A 17569-nucleotide genomic window follows, 5' to 3' on the forward strand; every position below is an offset into this window, starting at 1 on the left:
TTCATATTGGGGGCTAAAAAGTTTTATTTTATAATATATATTGATATGAAAGTATTAGTTTTAATTTCGTTGGTAGGAGGTTTAATGTTATCCTCTTGCGGAGGTAGCAGTTCAAAAAATAATGCAAATAGTGAGAACGTAAATCCGGCAGATACAATCTATTTGGGCGACTTGCGTGAAAAGTTTGCGGGTGATAGCATTTTCTTTAAAGTAGTGGCACCGGATTTGATGTTGACGGATTATCAGTATTTTTGGGCAGCAACAGAATCGGATGCGACAGAGAAAGGATTGTCTAAAGAATACTATAAACATGTGAAGAAAGAAATCACCGATACGAATGAAGCTATCAAAAGAGGTGTAATGAAAGGTGCGAATGTAAAACGTATACCGGATTTTCAAGCAGCTCAGTAAAGCAAATAATAAATCCTTCCGGATGAGAGTTCTCATCCATGCAAATTTAAGAACAGGGAAGTCGTCAATCGTAACGACTTCCCTTTTTTAATGGCCGTAATGGCTGAATTTATGTCGATGAAAAGGGGCTTTTTGCAAAAAGAACATGCTTGTTACGACAGTTTTGTTATCTGTTACTTTTGTGTTATTCGTATTCGAAACTACTTCCTACTTTTGTATCATCGTTAAACGGATAAATTTAATGCCATGAATAAACAGCAAACTACATTTGACGAATTCTTCTCTGAATGCTACCTCAAATATAAGGAGTATATCAAGAACTATATCGCTATCCGCATTTGCCATCCGCACGAAGCGGAAGATTTGGCACAGGATGTCTTTGTCCGCTTATGGGAACACAGGGCATTCGTGAACAAAGATACAGTCTGGTCTTTGCTCTTTACCATTGCCCGCAATATCGTAACAGATAAAATCCGCCGTTATTATAAACAGGAAGATTTCGTCGCTTATATATATAATAAGATGGAAGACTCCAGCCGGAATACTACAGAAGATGCCGTTCATTTTCGTGAACTGAAAAAGATGCACGATAAAGTGATGGGAACCCTTCCCGCCAAACGCCGTCAGATTTACGAACTTAGTTTCAACCATGAACTGTCCTGTCCTGCCATCGCAGGAAAACTATCTTTGTCTCCCCGCACAGTAGAGTGCCAATTATTACTGGCCCGCAAAACAGTACGGACTTACATACAAAATGAATTCTCCAAAGTCGGTTAAATACCAGATTCGGAAAAACACATATTAACTTTAACAATTTAATAGTATTATGGAAATTAAATCCAAATTCTTATGTTCAAAAGGAGTCGCATTGGCTTTCGCCATGCTGCTGGGTGGTTCGCCCGGTGTATTGCTCTATGCAAATGATTCTGTAGAAGAGAGTTTGATTGTAGCCCAGACAGGCCGCACCATCAAAGGACTTGTTACAGATGCGAATGGTGAACCACTGATCGGTTGTAACGTAGTGGTTGTAGGAAGCAATGCAGGAGTAATTACCGATATTGACGGTCGGTTTGCACTAAATGCGCCTGCGGATGCAAAACAGATAAAAATCAGCTATATTGGTTATGTGGATCAGATTGTTAATTTGAATAATCATTCAGATTTCACAATCAGGCTGAAAGAAGATAACAATGCACTGGAAGAAGTTGTTGTAGTGGGTTATGGTACACAGAAGAAAGCTACTTTAACGGGAGCGGTAGAATCTGTGAGCAGTAAAACATTGCAGAGCCGTGCCATCACAAATGTGGGTGCAGCCTTGCAGGGAGCTACTCCGGGTTTGGTCGTAACCCGCTCATCTACTCGTCCGGGTAATGAAGGTTTGAACTTTCAGATTCGTGGTGCGACGTCCATCAACGGAGGTAGCCCGCTGATTGTGATTGACGGTGTGCCTGCATTGAATTCTGTTTCCTTCCAAAACCTGAATATGGATGATATAGAAAATATCAGCGTCTTGAAGGACGGTGCAGCATCTATCTATGGAGCGAAAGCTGCCAATGGCGTTATACTTGTAACGACGAAAAAGGGAAAAGGTAAGGCTACAGTAGATTATAATTTCAATATGCGTTTCACAACCAATGGTATTATGTCCTATTCTCCGTCTATGCAGGAATATGCCACTATGTGGATAGAAGCTAATAAAGAAATGGAGACCAAGGATTGGTGGAACTGGGGAGAAGAAACTTTACGGAAAATGCAGACCGGATATGAAGGCATCTATCACACCGTTGATGCGGGATGGGGTGATCTTTTTATAGGCCAAGCCAACCGCCTGGAAGAACTCTTTGCCCGTCGTTATTCTTATCAGCACAATTTGAGTGTGTCGGGTTCGACAGAAAAGTCAGATTACCGTATCTCTTTGGCGTACGCGGATAACCAGGCTAACCTGGCTGTAGCTTATGACGGACAGAAACAGATCAATCTGCGTCTCAATTACGGAGTGAAGCTGGCTGACTGGTTCAGACTGGAGACTTCTGCCAGCATGATTAAAACAGATACAAGTAATCCTTCTACGGGTATCGACGCTAATATGTATGCTTATGATCCTCCTTTCTTTCCCGCTAAGAATCCTTATGGACAGTGGTATTCTATCTTCGGAACCAGAGGAGAACGCCAGCCGGTAGCTGCTATTTCGGATGGTGGACGCGATGATAAAACCAATCTGACCACCCGTGTGGACTTGAAAGCAATCATTGATATATGGAAAGGAATCAGTTTCGAAGGTATGACTTCTTTCCAAAATGAAGAATATCGTCGCGACCGCTACGTCATTCCGGTACAAGTATATGACTGGTTCGGAAATCCGGTACGTACTATCGTAGCTACCCAGCAGACCCTGGATAATTCGGCAGGAGTATTTCCTTTAAAGGATACAAACAATCCGGCTTATTTGATGGAAGCCAACAATCAGCTTTATCAATATTATTCTGGCTTGTTGAAATATAATCGCACTTTTGCCGATGTACATAATGTATCGGCTACCTTGGGTATCAATGCCGAGAAATGGACACTGAAGAAACTTTCGGCAGCTCGTGAAACGATGGAAGATTCGGGAGTTTACGACCTTGAACTGGCAGGTGGAAAGAGAAACAGCAGTGGAGGAAAGACACAAACCGGTACTTATTCTTATCTTATGAGACTGAATTACAACTACGCAGAGAAATATTTGGCAGAATTTCTGGGACGTCGGGATGGTGATTCCAAATTTGCTCCGGGATATAAATTCCGTAGTTTCTTCTCCGGTTCTTTGGGGTGGGTCTTTACAGCTGAAGATTTTATGAATTTTATCACTCCGGTTGTTAGTTTCGGTAAGGTTCGTTTAAGTTATGGTAACTCCGGTAATAATGGTGGTTTGGGCGACTTTTCATACCTGTCGTTGATTAGCCAGGGTAATACGGCTTTCGGTACCAGTGTATCGCAGCAAGTATCTTCCGGTTTTGCCAATGGTGGACTGATTAGTTTTGATACGACATGGGAACGTGTGGAACAGAAAAATATAGGTATCGACTTGAATTTCCTGAATAACCGTCTGACTGCCTCTTTCGACTACTTTATCAAGGATAATATCGGAATGCTTTCTAATGTAACTTATCCGGGAGTATTGGGAGGAACGGCTCCTAAAACTAACAGCGGACGTCTGAATGTAAAAGGATGGGAAGTTACTGTAGGCTGGCGCGATCAGGTTAAAGATTTCTCTTACTATGCCAACTTCAACATCGGAGATAACAAGAGCCTACTCAAAAATGTAGAAGGAGCTGATACGTATACCGCAGGTACAAACAATGTCAACGGCTATCCGTTGGGAGCTTTCTTCCTCTATCGTACAGATGGTTTCTTTAAAGATCAGGAAGAAGTAGATCGCTACTATGCGCTGTACGGTGGAAAAGGGGATTTGCTGAATGTCGGAAAGAACAGCGACAGACAGTTGCGTCCGGGCGATGTGAAACGCATCGACTTGAATGGAGACTATAAGATTACTGCTGATGGAAGTGCCAACAGCGATTTGCAGTATGTCGGTGATTCTGCTCCGCACTTTGTATTCGGATTGAATCTGGGAGGTTCATGGAAAGGAATCGACGTCAGTGCTATGTTCCAGGGAGTAGGAAAGCAGTTTATTTTGCGTAAAGACTATATGGCTTATCCGTTCCGTATGCGTACCACTAACCAAAATCCGACATATATCGGTAAAACGTGGACCAAAGAGAACCCTAATGCAGAGTTTCCTCGTTTGACAACGAACTCCACGCTGGCTCAATGGAACTATGAGAATAATGATTATATGCTTCAGAACAGTCGCTATATTCGTCTGAAAACGTTAGTTGTCGGTTACACATTACCGCAGATATGGACACGTAGAGTGAAACTAGAGAAAGTACGCTTGTACTTCTCCGGCAACGACTTGTGGGAAGCAAGTAGCATCCGTGACGGTTTTGATCCTGAAATGGGAGCTGCTTCCAATACCGGTGGATATCCGTTTGCCCGCACCTGGTCGTTCGGATTGAATGTTACCTTATAAGTATGTATGAACTAATCGATAAAAAGAAGATAGTATGAAGAAAATAATATATATATTGGCATGTAGTTGTTTGCTGGGACTCAATGCTTGCCAGGACTCATTCCTAAATTTAGATCCGCTGGACTCAAAGACAGACGCGGTTTATTTCAAAACGCCGGAGCATTTCCGTGAGTATGCCAACGGTTTATATTCTCAATTGATTGGTTGGCGTTCAAGCATTCTTGACCATATGGACATCCAGTCTGACCTTATTACGAATCCGTCCAATCAGTGGAATATAGGTCATGGAACCATCAACGTAGGTTATGATGATAGCCGTTGGACAAGCCTTTACGGTAATATTCGGGCAGACAATATGTTGTTAGAAAAAGCGGCAACCTATGCAGGTGACCAATCGGCACTTACACAATATATCGGTGAAGCGTATTTCTTCCGTGCCTACAATTATTTCTATCTGTTACAATACTTCGGAGGAGTACCTATCTTGACTAAGTCTCTTGATACGGAATCTCCTGAACTATACTATCCTCGTAATAGCCGTTACGAAGTGGTAGACCTGATACTTTCCGATCTTCAGAAAGCTATTGACAAACTGCCTATCGAGCAGAATATCTCTTCTTCGGACAAAGGACACATCAGCAAGCAAGGAGCGAAAGCTTTCAAGGCACGTGTATTGCTATATGAAGCTACATGGCGCAAGAATGTGGGGACAAAAGCAGATTTTGAAGGTTCGACAGGACCGACATCCGACCAAGTGAACACATACCTCGAAGAATGTATTGCCTTGTCGGAAGAGGTGATGAAGGATCAGGCTTATTCTCTGTGGAACTACAACAGCGATACGAGAATGAACAACATGAGTAGCCGCTACCTCTTTTGTATTGAAGATGCGGAAAGCAATCCCGGTGGTTACGGCAGAGAAACGAACAAAGAATTTATCGTTTATTCTGTATTCGACCGTGATGCCGCTCCCGGTAAGTTTCAGCTAAATCTGAATATGGCGTATGTTTATCCAAGCAGAAAGTTAATGGATATGTTCCTCTGTAAAAACGGATTGCCGGTATGTGAAAACAATGAGCAATTCGGCGGCTATCACACTCCGACGGCTGAATATAAAAACCGTGATTACCGCATGGAAGCTTATGTGGGAAAAAGTGCGGATAACATGACTTTGAACGGAACTTCCGGTTATGGGAATATGAAATTTATCACTTATAAACCTGCTCAGGAACGCGAAGAATCTGCCAATTACTCGATACTTCGTCTGGCAGAAGTCTATCTGAACTATGCCGAAGCAGTAATGACGCGCTATAACAAGATAGAAGATACTCAACTGGATGCTTCTATCAATAATCTGCGCAGACGTGCCAATGTGGCTTCACTCACAAATGCTTTGGTAGATCAGATCATTACACTCACCGGTTCTACGAAATCACATGAAGAAGTGATGATGGACGAAATCCGTCGTGAACGGGCAGTAGAACTTTATATGGAAGGTTTCCGTTTCGACGATTTGAAACGTTGGGGAACATTGGAAAAAGAACTGAACCAGCCTCGTTGTGGCAGAGTATTGGGTGGAGTAGGCTATGCCACTACATTCAAAGATGCCAACGGTAACAATCTTTCTACTTACAACTCCAGTGCTTATGTGAACGGTGAGTTGAAAATAGAGACGGGACACGGTGAACTGTCGTGCGTACTTCTTTCCAAGAAATCGGATAGCTCACTCTCTTCACGGCATTACTTGTATCCCATTCCGCAACATCAGATTAACCTGAATCCTAATCTGAAGCAGAATCCGGGTTACTAAATCACTTACTAATCTATATATATGAACGATATGAAATACTCATTAATAAAAAATACGCTTGGCCTATTGGCTCTGATTTCTTTTCCGGTATTGTTTGCCGGATGCGAGCAGGATGCTAAATTTAAGACTTATGTATATCCTACGGCAGAAATATCGGAGATGTATCCTACGCTGGGATATGCGGCAGAAAAGGTCACATTTACAGGTACTAACTTCGGTGACCGGAAAGAAGCTTTGAAAATTGCTTTTGGAGGAGTAGCGGTGAGTAATATTTTGTCTTGCAATAACAACTGTGTAGTGGTAGAAGTTCCTGAAGGAGCGGTAGCGGGAGAAGTGACTTTGCAGACATGGAACAATGACCCCATTACCGTGGGGACATTCAAGGTATATCCTACTCCTATGGTTGAGGAAGTTTTTTCACACAATGCGGAATATGGTTCGAATATGGCCGTCGAAGGTGATTTGGTAACCATAAAAGGCGCAAACTTCGGTACTGATAAGAGTTTGGTTGAAGTGAAGTTTAATGGAACGGTAGCTCCGATAGAATCTTTAGTAGATGAACAGATTGTTGTCAGAACTCCGGCATATACATCGGGGTTGGTCACTGTAACCATTCGCCCCGAAGCGAATGCCAATAGCATAGTATTGACCGGTACGGGACTGATGGATCCGCAGGCAACAGGTGATGTGACATCTATCTTCTTGCAGAACAGTGTCGCTCCGTTCAGTCCGAGTGGTGCAGTGGGAACGTGGGCGATAGCTACCGGTTGGCATACATCCGGAGGTTTCGATGGCGCAACTACTCTACAGTTTACGGAAGAAAATCCTGACGGTCTGTTCGTATTGGAGTGTTGGGGCAGCAATAAAAAGGAAAATGCAAAGATATACCAAGTTGCTACCTTGCCGAAAGGAGATTATGTATTCGAGTTGGATTTTGTGCAAATAGCAAAAGAAGCAGGCCGTTTCGGTGTACATTTTGTGATAGCCGAAGGCGATGGAACTATCCCCAGCCTGGTAGCTAACGGAGATGTATTTGACTCTGCGGACGAAAATGTTGCGAAAGTGATAGAGTCTTATGCTATCACAGGCTCTATGGATCCGCACACGAAAGAAATCGCTGTCCATTTGGATGAGACGAAACAACTGACTATGGGATTTGTAACGCAGTTGAATAATAAAGGAACAGTGAAACTCTCGGCTATCAGGATTAATAGAGGTAACTAAGACTAAAAAGAAGATTTATGAAAAATGTATATTATAGCTTATTCTTATTGCTGTCCTTGTTTATATGGACATCATGTGATAAAGGTGGAGAAGAAATAGTAGACCTGAAATATGAGGGGCGTGCGGTTAGCGTGTCCAGCATATCTCCGGTGGCAGGTTACATCGGTGAAGAATTGACGATTAACGGAAAACAATTCGGGGTATCTTCGGAGTTGATGAAAGTTTTCATTGGTGAAGATGAAACAAAGATCATTTCCTGCTCGGAAGAACGACTGGTGGTGAAAGTTCCGGAAGGAGCGACATCCGGGAAAATCATATTGAATCTGTTAGGAAATACGTATGTATCGGAGCTCACTTATGAGGTGCTCGGACAACCGTCTGTTACGGCTATTTCTCCTGAAATGGGCTTTCCTGATGATGAAATTACGATTATCGGTAATAATCTGGGTTCTACTCTGTCTGCCGTTAAATTAGTATTCACCGGAACAAAAGAAACAGCACAAGTCGTTTCTTGCGAGAATACGAAGATTGTAGTGAAGGTGCCGTCGAAAGCTGTTACAGGCCCTGTTGACTTGACTATTTCGAAACAACATGTTAATACTCCTTTGAGCGGTGAATCCGGAGAATTCACAGTCTTGCAGCATGCTTCGTTTACCGGAATGTCTACCGCAAGTGGTTATCGTGGTGCAACGATTACACTGAAAGGTGAAGGATTTGTGGGTACAGAAGAGAAACCTGTAAAGGTCTACTTCGGAGATGCCGAAGCCCGGGTCGTTAGTTCTACAGATAAAGAGATTGTGATAATTATTCCGGAAGAAGCAACGGACGGTGATAATGGCGTAATGGTAGAAACTGCCTATGAATTGATAGAAGCTGTTCAGGTATTTAATGTTCTTCCTTCTCCGAAAATCACTAATGTCTCTAGCACAGAGGAATATATAGGTGCTGAAGTGACTATCACCGGCGAGAACTTCCCGGAAGAAGCAGGGAATATCAAAGTACTGTTTGGTGGTGGCGAAGCTACTATCGTCTCTAACTCGACGACAGAACTGGTCGTAAAAGTAGCTGCTCCGGCAAATGATGTGTTTGGAGAAGTCGATTTAACGGTATCAATGTCGGATGTGACTTTCTATACAGGCAAATTTACGGTGAAAGAAACTCCTTATATTATTTCTGTAACTTCTGCCAATGTGATGAGTAATAAATTAGTTCGGGCAGGTGATGAAATTACAGTAACCGGGAAGGGACTTACCTCTGACGGTATCGTTACTATTGGTGGCATAAAGGTAGAACCTGTATTCAACAGTAATAATGAGTTTAAGGCAACTATACCGAATGGATTTACGGGTGGCAAGGTAGTCTTGAAGTACGAAGCAATTTCTGTACCTATCACCAGTGATGATGAGTTGATACTGCTGACCGAAGAAATGGATGTTACAGAGTTTGTACTACAGAATTATAAACAACCGTTCATACCGGTAGAAGGAACTACATATAAGAATATGTCTGCTCCTTTGGGATGGTCATGCAATGATCCTTACACAAGCCGGGGAATGATTTTGAATAATGGAAATACCTATTTGCAGTGTCAGTCAGGTTGGGATGAAGGGAAGAAAGAAAATGGTAAACTATATCAGGTCAAGACACTTCCTAAAGGAAAATATAAGTTTGTGTTAGACATAGCGGAAGTTTTCTTTAATAATGGACGTTTTACAATTCACTTCCTGGTAACTAAAGGCAATAATACATTCCCTGATTATGCGAGAGAAGAGAATACAAGCGCAGGTAAGCATTGGGTATATGATGATCCGAATCACATTGTGCTGGGCGAAACATTACTTTCTAATTTGAGAGTTACTTTAGGCACGACTCCTGAAAAAGTAGAGGTTGAATTTGAATTATCCGAAACGACGGAAGTAACGATGGGATTCCTTACCATGTTGGGTGGTCAAGGTGGTATGAAAGTATCTGCAATCAGTACTGTTTGGCTTGGCGAATGAGTATCTTAATTAGAAAAAGAATAACATTATGAAAAAAATATATTACTTAGTTGCAGCATTGGCATTGGTGGCAACAACATCATGCGGTGACGGATTTAATTTCCCGGAAGTGGGAGCGGAAACCGATTTATATAAAATACCTCTGCCGGAAACGAGTTTGGTGGAAGTGGAATCGAAAGACATATCCGTGGCAATGGACCACGTAGGCGGTCTGCATACGGAAGAAGACTTCGAACGTATCCGTGAAAAGTTGAAAGCTGGAGAATCTCCCTGGGTAGAAGGGTATGAACTGTTGAAGAACAGTAAGTATGCCCAGCTAAGTTTTCAGACTTATCCTACTGAGATAATTGTCAGAGGTGGAGGCAGTGGAGAAAACTATATGAACGCGGCTCGTGGAGCCGCCGCTGCTTATCAGTTGGCATTGCGCTGGAAGATTGAGGAGAACGGGCAATATGCAAAGAAAGCTGTGGAAATTCTGAATAAGTGGGCGAAAACCTGTATAGGTTTAGGAGGAGATTCCAATGTCTCTCTAGGTGCTGGAATCTATGGACATGAATTTGCCATAGCAGGAGAACTGCTGAGAGGATATGCAGGATGGGCTCCTAAAGATTTTGCTGCCTATCAGCAATGGATGCTTTCCGTTTTTTATCCGGCAAATAAAGATTTTCTAGTGCGCCATCACGGCACGAATCCTTTACACTATTGGGCTAACTGGGGATTGTGTAACATTGCTTCTACAATGGCAATCGGTATTTTGACAGACCGCCGTGACATTTATAATGAAGCTATCGAACATTTCCAGATCGGTGAAACAAACGGTCGCATCACCCTGGCTATCTATCATGTGTATGATGGTGCTTATGCCAACTTTGCACAGTTGCAGGAGAGTGGACGTGACCAGGGACACTCGCTGATGTGTGTCGGGTTACTTGGAACTATTTGCCAGCTTGCGTACAATCAAGGAGATGATTTTTTCGCCTATAAAGATAATATGTTCTTGAAAGCATGTGAATATGCGGCATGTTTTAACTATACGAATGATGGAGTACCTTATACATTGTATACGTGGAATCAACAGAACGCATGGGGCGGAATATCTCCGGTGGAACAGCCGGAACTGGGTACGACAGGGCGCGGAAACTTGAGGCCGATATGGGCGCTTCCTTACTACCACTATGCCAAAGTGAAGAATGTATTGGACACAAAGGTGAAATATTCACTTATAGGCCGCGATAGATCTTTCCCGGAAGGTGGCGGTGGTAATTATGGTGAAACTAGTGGTGGTTTTGACGCTCTCGGTTTCGGAACTTTAATGTTTGCAAGATAAAAAATAGGCTGATAGGTATGAAGATATTGACAAGACTGATAACTGTGTTTTTATTGTTGTTGCTCGGATGGAATGGCATCCGAGCGGAGATAGTGGTATATCCCGTACCGATGGGTATCTACTACGCCCGTCACAACGATGACTACACAGTAAAAGTGCGGCAGGTGGGTGAGAAAGATTGGGTAGACCTTTTCGAATACAACGTGAAGGTGGATATGGATACCAAGTCGGATGCGACGATGGTGCAGTTTGATTTTTCCGGCAAAGTGGAAGTACTGGTGCAGAAGAACAACGGAGACATCCGCTCGGCAGTGGTACGTCCTTTATCCAAAGGCATCCAACCGGAGATAGACGGAAATTTCCTCCTGTTTACGTTGGATAAGCCACAAAAACTCTCTGTCGAGTTCAACGGCGACCGCTTGAATAATCTGCACGTATTTGCCAATCCAATCATTGAGAATGTACCCGACAAGAATGATCCGAACGTGATGTACTTTGAATCCGGGATACATGAACCTACCGATGTAGCTGGCAAATGTTTCCGTATTCCTTCTAATACCACGGTCTATCTGGAAGGTGGAGCGGTATTGAAAGGTTGTCTTACTTGCGACAGTGTAGAAAATGTGAAGATTCTAGGGAATGGTATGTTACTTGAGCCGCAACAGGGAATATCAGTAGCGTATTCCAAAAACGTATTGATTGATGGAATTACCGTTGTCAACTCACGTCACTACACTGTTTCCGGCGGACAATCTACCGGTATCACTATCAAAAACCTGAAATCATTCAGTTATCAGGGATGGAGTGACGGACTGGATTTCATGTCTTGCTCCGATATTGTGGTGGACGATGTATTCTTGCGTAATTCTGACGACTGCCTTGCTTTCTATACTCATCGCTGGAATTATTACGGAGATTGCAGGAACGTACGTGTTCAGAATTCCACTCTTTGGGCTGATATTGCGCACCCTATTAATATAGGTACGCATGGCAATACAAAGACGGGCGACGAAGTACTTGAAGATATGCTATTCAAGAACATAGATATTCTGGAACACGATGAGGACGACCGGGATTATCAAGGTTGTATGACCATCAATGTTGGCGACCATAATTTGGCACGTAATATCACATTCGAGGATATCCGGGTAGAGAATATTCAGGAAGGGCAATTATTCCATCTTCGGGTGATGTACAATCAAAAGTATAACACCGGTCCGGGACGGGGAGTGAAGAATATTGTGTTCCGTAATATCTCCTGTACAGGTAAATATATCAATCCTTCACTGATAGAAGGTTATGATAAAAACCGTAAAATCGAGAATATCCTGTTTGAGAATATCGTATTGAATGGCAAACGGGTGACTTCACTGGAAGAGTTGAACGTGGATAAGAAGGATTTTGTGGAGAAAGTGAGAATAAAGTAACTTTCCAAATAAAGTTTTATTCGATTTTGCTCCCATGCTCCCATAAACTCCTTCAACCCCTATATTTATCGCTGTTTCAGCCATGGGAGCAACCGTGATGGTAGAGTGAGGGCAACTTTTGCCCTCACTCGCTATATGTCATACAAGCCTATGACAATCAAGACTGATGCTTTGGATTTAGTCTTGAAATGTAGAAACTTGCTTTGGATTTGAACGAAAAAAGAGTCTTTTTTGCTTTGGATTTGATTAGTAAGTGTTATTTTTGAATGACAAACTTTTATACTGATACAAAATGAAAAGATACATTTACCTTTTATTCCTTACATTGATAAGCAACTTGCCAAGCGCAGCCGATACTCCTTTTCAACTGAAAAAGTTGCAAGTGGAATATGCTGTAACTCCGTTAGGGATTGACGTAGAGAATCCACGTTTCAGTTGGCAGATGGAAGGAATGACAGATGAAAGAGGGTTGTCGCAGAAAGCCCGTCAAATCATTGTGACCGATGAGGCCGGTGTGCAAGTATGGGACTCAAAGAAAATCACCGATGATAAATCCTTGAATATCGAATATGCCGGACTTCCTTTGAAAGCTGCTACCCGCTATCAGTGGACAGTTCATGTATGGGATGCGAAACATAGAAAAGCATCCGCTTCTTCCTGGTTCGAAACCGGACTGATGAGTAGCGACCGTACTTATCAGGGATGGAGCGGTGCGAAGTGGATTGGAGCAGGCGATAAAGACAGGACATTCTATTCTCATTATCTTCCGGTCTTTAAGTTGAATTTCTCCTTGCAATTGGACGAAGCATCAAAGACCACCCGTTCAGGATTTATTTACGGGGCGAATGATGAACGTCTGATGGAGCGATACAAAAACCTCTATCAGTTAGAAAACAAAAAAGACGAATCATATATTAAAGTCGAACTGGATATTGCTCCGCTGCTTTCGGGTAAGGAAGCGGTGCTGAATATATACCGGGCGGGCTATCATCCGAATGATAAAACAGATATTCCCTATAAAAGCTTCACCATTCCACAAGAGATTATCGATGAGCATAATAAATACGATTGGCATACAATAACCCTTCGTTCGAATTTGGGCTTTACACAGTTTTACGTAGATAATACCGATAAACAAATCGGCTCTGTCAATCTGAATCCGTTAGGTCAGGGTGGTGACTTTATTGCTTTCCCGATGGTAGGAGATGTGGGTTACTTTGTTCCTTCCGGACAAGCGACTTCTTTCTCAAAAGTGGAAATAGCAAACTTCCGAAGCCCTGCAAATGTAATCACTACCCTGCAAGATGCAGCGCGCCGTATAGATGGTACTACAACGGATATTTTCCATATCTTCACTCCTGACTCCCATTCAGCGCCCATATTAAGAACTGTTTTTACTTCTTCGGATACGAAAGTGAAGAAAGCACGGCTATACGTTACCTCACGCGGCATCTATGAGATGTACCTGAATGGCAGACGGGTAGGGAACGACTACTTCAATCCCGGAATCACTCAATATAATAAAACACACTTGTATCAGACATTTGATGTGACGGAATATATTCATTCCGGACGAAATGCACTCGGCGCTTTGTTGTCCGAAGGATGGTGGAGTGGAGGGGCAACCTTTACAGGAGACAACTGGAACTTCTTCGGCGACCGCCAGTCATTATTGGCAAAACTGGTAATCACCTACACCGACGGACAGGAGAAAGTGATAATAACCGAACCCTCTACCTGGCAATATTACAATAAAGGCCCTATCTGCTATGGTAGCTTCTTTCAAGGAGAAGTGTATGACGCCTTGTGTGACGCAAAGGTGGAAGGATGGAGCACGGCTACCTATGATGCCGTAGACTGGAAACCTACCTGTGTAGTTACCTTGGAAGGCAATATCAGTACAGAAGGAAACCCGGACAAACCTTGGGTAAATGATTACTCCGACTTTGAACTGACAGGACAGTTCGGTCAGACAGTGAAAGCAAAAACAGAACTGACCGCCCTTTCGATGGAAGAAGTACGCCCCGGTGTATTTGTCTATGATATGGGACAGAATATGGTGGGAGTTCCTAAGATAAAACTCTCCGGCATGAAACCCGGCACAAGAATCTGCCTGCGTTTTGCCGAAGTGAAATACCCGGACTTGCCCGAATATAAAGACAATACCGGAATGATTATGTTAGAGAATATCCGTGCTGCCATGGCGCAGGATATCTATATCACCAAAGGGGGTGAAGAAACAATTCTTCCCCGTTTTACCTATCATGGCTATCGTTTTGTGGAGATAACAGGTATCGGCGACCCTTTGCCCACAGAGTCAGTGAAAGGAGTGGTGCTTAGCTCCATTCACGAGCTGGCTTCCCGGTACGAGACATCGAACGCGAAAGTAAACAAGTTGTGGGAGAACATCACCTGGTCTTCCTTTGCTAATTTCATATCCATCCCCACCGACTGCCCTCAACGGAACGAACGTTTGGGATGGGCAGGAGATATTTCAGTATTCTCCCGCACCGCCACATACCTGGCAGATGTACCCCAATTCCTGAGAAGATACCTTCGTTCCATGCGCGATGTGCAGCGGGAAGACGGACGCTTCCCTGATATTGCCCCTTTAGGTGGAGGATTCGGCGGTATGCTATGGGGAAGTGCCGGCATCACAGTACCTTGGGAATGTTACCAACAATATGGAGACAAAGTACTATTGGCTGAACATTACGACGCCATGAAACGCTATATCTCCTATATTCTCGCCAAGACCGTCGAACCGAAAACAAACCTGCTTGTACAGAACAGGGCATGGGGCGATTTATGTGACTGGTTGGGGCTTGAAGATAACAGGAATGATAAGTCCCTCTTGTGGGAAGCCTATTTTATTTGCGACTTGGAATTAATGAGTAAGATAGCGACCGTTTTGGGCGAGGCCGCAGATGCGGAAGAATACCGGAAGCTGCACTACGACAGAAAGGCTTTCTTTAACAGCACCTACCTGCAACCGGAAACCCGCAAGACCATTCACTCCGCTTTCATACCGGAGAAACAGGGAACATTGGTAGATACACAAACTTCTTACGTCCTTCCATTGATATTCGGCATCATTGACGAAGGGGATAAACCGAAGTTCATCAAGAACCTGATGGAAACCATCGTCAGAGAAAATAAGACAGAGCAAGGCAAAGGATGTCCGCCTTATTCGCTGATGACAGGCTTTATTGGCACGGCATGGATTAGCAAAGCGTTGTCGGACAACGGTTGCAGTGAGGCGGCATATAGACTGTTGCAACAAACAAACTATCCGTCATGGCTGTATTCGGTGGAACAGGGAGCCACTACCATTTGGGAACGGTTGAACTCCTATACCCATGAAGATGGATTCGGCGGAAATAACCGCATGAATTCTTTTAACCATTACTCTTTTGGCGCGGTCGGCGCATGGATGTACAATTACTCCTTAGGCATAGAACGCGATGAAAACTCCCCCGGATTTCAACATTTCGTGCTAAAACCCGAAGTAGATACTGCTGGGAATATGACTTATGCCAAAGGATATTACGACTCCATGTACGGGCGTATTGAAAGTGCATGGAGAGTAGAGGGAAATGCAGTCATTTATCAATGTACAGTTCCTGCAAATACAACCGCAACGTTACATCTTCCTGCGACTTCCGTGAAAAACATCGTTGAAGGGAATAGGACTTTGAAGAAGAGTAAAGGGATAGAGTACGTCGGTACGGAAGATGGAAAAGTTATATTGCGGCTTTTGTCCGGCAGATATTCCTTTGAAATCAAATAAAGACAGAAGAAAGTCCTATATCCTGAAAGTTTTTGTATTTTTGTAGATGCATACTTGCAATCATGTGAAACCAAGATGACGTTGCCTTCGATACAACATTTTCAAGCCTTTGGAACTAAAGTTTCCCGCCTTTGGAACTGGAGTTTCGAGCCTTTGAAACTTTAGTTTCCTCGGTGTGAAACTACTAGTTTCATTACTTGAAACCAACAGTTTCACACCGGGAAACAAAATGTTTCATGCCTTGAAACAGATAACGGGGTTATTGCTTTTTGTATTGCACACGATAGGGTATATTGACAGCGTGACAGCAAGGTGATGGCTTTCCTCTATTTAATGCTGCTGTCACAGCTTGCTGTCACGGTGTTTTTCATTTATAATCAGTGTATTACTGTGTGTTTTGTGACAGATGACAGCAATTCGTATGAAATATAATTTTGTGTAGAAGGAGTTGGGAAGAAGTATGGGAAGAAATATGGAAAGAAGATGCGACTGTAGTCCGGTAGTTATTTTTGGGATATTCTGAGATAAAAAGCTTTTGATTATCATCTTATTAATAACAATCCCTTCCGAGCCGAAGGCAGGAAGGGATTGTGGTATTTTCTCTATTATTTCCCTAAAATGTTTAAAGCTATTTCCGGATTGACCGGCAGATAGAAATTCTCATCTCCGTTCAATTGTATAAAGGCTTCATCTCCTAATACTTTCTTCACTTCATTCTGCATTTCCAGTGAAAACTTGTTTATCCTCATCACCAGTTGGCGGACATCATCAGCCGGTAAACGGACAGATGGTTCACCGTCAGGCGTAGCTGTTAGTGAATATTCGGCGAGGGCATTTTTTATCTCGTTCAATATCCTGCCGTGTGTCTGTTTTAATTCCTCGGGCTCATCTATTCCCAAAATGTGGCGAATAGTGATTTCCAGCTCATCGGCAACCGGATGGGCCGGATTATTGCCTGTAACGTGTTGCATTTGGTAATAATCTAATAGTTTATATTCTAGTGAATCCGGCGAAAGTCCTTGCGTATCCGTATGTCCCATATGGGCAAACATACAACGGGTGTAAGCCTGCGCATACAAGGCTGCGAGGAAAACAGGAAAGTCAGCTCCCCATGTACCAAAATGCATGCAAGAGGCCAAATAACCGTGTGGCCGACTTTTTCCCGTAGGGTATGAGAGGTACGTCTCAGTAGCATACATGAATCGGTTCGCAGCCTGGTGGCATACTCCGGTTACCGCATATACGAGGCCGGCAGTATCGGGGAATCCGGGGATACCGCATCTGTATTTGTCGGCTTTACAAAACGCTTTCTTACCCGTAGAGGTCACACAGAGCACAGCTTCTTTATCATGTATGTTGCCGTCCGAAAAGCATTTGAAATACGAATTTTGATTTGTACAATATACAAATGTATGGTCTGCTACTTTAGCTGCTATATCGCCTATTACCGGGATTGAGATATCCACCGGTCTTGCCCAACCTTGAAAAGTATCTTTTGTTGCCATAAT

Annotated in this window: 10 protein-coding genes; 9 read left to right on the plus strand and 1 reads right to left on the minus strand. The window is 43.2% G+C overall.

Annotated elements, in window-relative coordinates; all coding sequences use genetic code 11:
* The first annotated feature begins 45 nt into the window (after positions 1-45).
* The 9 genes from HC965_RS11395 (at position 46) to HC965_RS11435 (ending at position 16061) form a co-directional block, all read left to right on the plus strand.
* Positions 46-411, plus strand: coding sequence for a hypothetical protein (locus HC965_RS11395; protein WP_191031563.1), 366 nt, complete (start codon positions 46-48; stop codon positions 409-411).
* A gap of 246 nt (positions 412-657) precedes the next feature.
* Positions 658-1188: a sigma-70 family RNA polymerase sigma factor gene (locus HC965_RS11400; protein ID WP_191031564.1), complete on the plus strand. Its 531-nt coding sequence runs from the start codon at positions 658-660 to the stop codon at positions 1186-1188.
* 49 nt (positions 1189-1237) lie between these two features.
* Positions 1238-4483 carry a TonB-dependent receptor gene (locus HC965_RS11405; RefSeq protein ID WP_191031565.1) on the plus strand — a complete coding sequence of 1082 codons (3246 nt, stop codon included), beginning with the start codon at positions 1238-1240 and terminating at the stop codon, positions 4481-4483.
* A 34-nt stretch (positions 4484-4517) separates the two neighbouring features.
* Positions 4518-6293 (plus strand): RagB/SusD family nutrient uptake outer membrane protein, encoded by a 1776-nt coding sequence (locus tag HC965_RS11410; RefSeq protein WP_191031566.1) that lies wholly within the window; start codon positions 4518-4520, stop codon positions 6291-6293.
* Between the two features lie 30 nt (positions 6294-6323).
* Positions 6324-7517, plus strand: a complete 1194-nt coding sequence (locus tag HC965_RS11415) for an IPT/TIG domain-containing protein (protein ID WP_223854839.1) — start codon at positions 6324-6326, stop codon at positions 7515-7517.
* Positions 7518-7534: 17 nt separating this feature from the next.
* On the plus strand, positions 7535-9517 hold the full coding sequence (locus HC965_RS11420) for an IPT/TIG domain-containing protein (protein ID WP_191031568.1): 1983 nt from the start codon (positions 7535-7537) through the stop codon (positions 9515-9517).
* 28 nt (positions 9518-9545) lie between these two features.
* Positions 9546-10844: an alginate lyase family protein gene (locus HC965_RS11425; RefSeq protein ID WP_191031569.1), complete on the plus strand. Its 1299-nt coding sequence runs from the start codon at positions 9546-9548 to the stop codon at positions 10842-10844.
* A gap of 17 nt (positions 10845-10861) precedes the next feature.
* Positions 10862-12271: a glycosyl hydrolase family 28 protein gene (locus HC965_RS11430; RefSeq protein WP_191031570.1), complete on the plus strand. Its 1410-nt coding sequence runs from the start codon at positions 10862-10864 to the stop codon at positions 12269-12271.
* 292 nt (positions 12272-12563) lie between these two features.
* Positions 12564-16061 carry an alpha-L-rhamnosidase gene (locus HC965_RS11435; RefSeq protein ID WP_191031571.1) on the plus strand — a complete coding sequence of 1166 codons (3498 nt, stop codon included), beginning with the start codon at positions 12564-12566 and terminating at the stop codon, positions 16059-16061.
* 605 nt (positions 16062-16666) lie between these two features.
* Here HC965_RS11435 and HC965_RS11440 read toward each other — a convergent pair.
* Positions 16667-17566, minus strand: coding sequence for a hypothetical protein (locus tag HC965_RS11440; RefSeq protein WP_191031572.1), 900 nt, complete (start codon positions 17564-17566; stop codon positions 16667-16669).
* Positions 17567-17569: the final 3 nt, after the last annotated feature.

The organism is Bacteroides sp. GM023 (genome assembly GCF_014750685.1).
Lineage (GTDB): Bacteria > Bacteroidota > Bacteroidia > Bacteroidales > Bacteroidaceae > Bacteroides.

Bases quoted from the DNA above. Each gene is read 5' to 3' on its own strand.
- HC965_RS11395 (WP_191031563.1), top strand. From the start codon at position 46: ATGAAAGTATTAGTTTTAATTTCGTTGGTAGGAGGTTTAATGTTATCC.
- HC965_RS11400 (WP_191031564.1), top strand. From the start codon at position 658: ATGAATAAACAGCAAACTACATTTGACGAATTCTTCTCTGAATGCTAC.
- HC965_RS11405 (WP_191031565.1), top strand. From the start codon at position 1,238: ATGGAAATTAAATCCAAATTCTTATGTTCAAAAGGAGTCGCATTGGCT.
- HC965_RS11410 (WP_191031566.1), top strand. From the start codon at position 4,518: ATGAAGAAAATAATATATATATTGGCATGTAGTTGTTTGCTGGGACTC.
- HC965_RS11415 (WP_223854839.1), top strand. From the start codon at position 6,324: ATGAAATACTCATTAATAAAAAATACGCTTGGCCTATTGGCTCTGATT.
- HC965_RS11420 (WP_191031568.1), top strand. From the start codon at position 7,535: ATGAAAAATGTATATTATAGCTTATTCTTATTGCTGTCCTTGTTTATA.
- HC965_RS11425 (WP_191031569.1), top strand. From the start codon at position 9,546: ATGAAAAAAATATATTACTTAGTTGCAGCATTGGCATTGGTGGCAACA.
- HC965_RS11430 (WP_191031570.1), top strand. From the start codon at position 10,862: ATGAAGATATTGACAAGACTGATAACTGTGTTTTTATTGTTGTTGCTC.
- HC965_RS11435 (WP_191031571.1), top strand. From the start codon at position 12,564: ATGAAAAGATACATTTACCTTTTATTCCTTACATTGATAAGCAACTTG.
- HC965_RS11440 (WP_191031572.1), bottom strand. From the start codon at position 17,566: ATGGCAACAAAAGATACTTTTCAAGGTTGGGCAAGACCGGTGGATATC.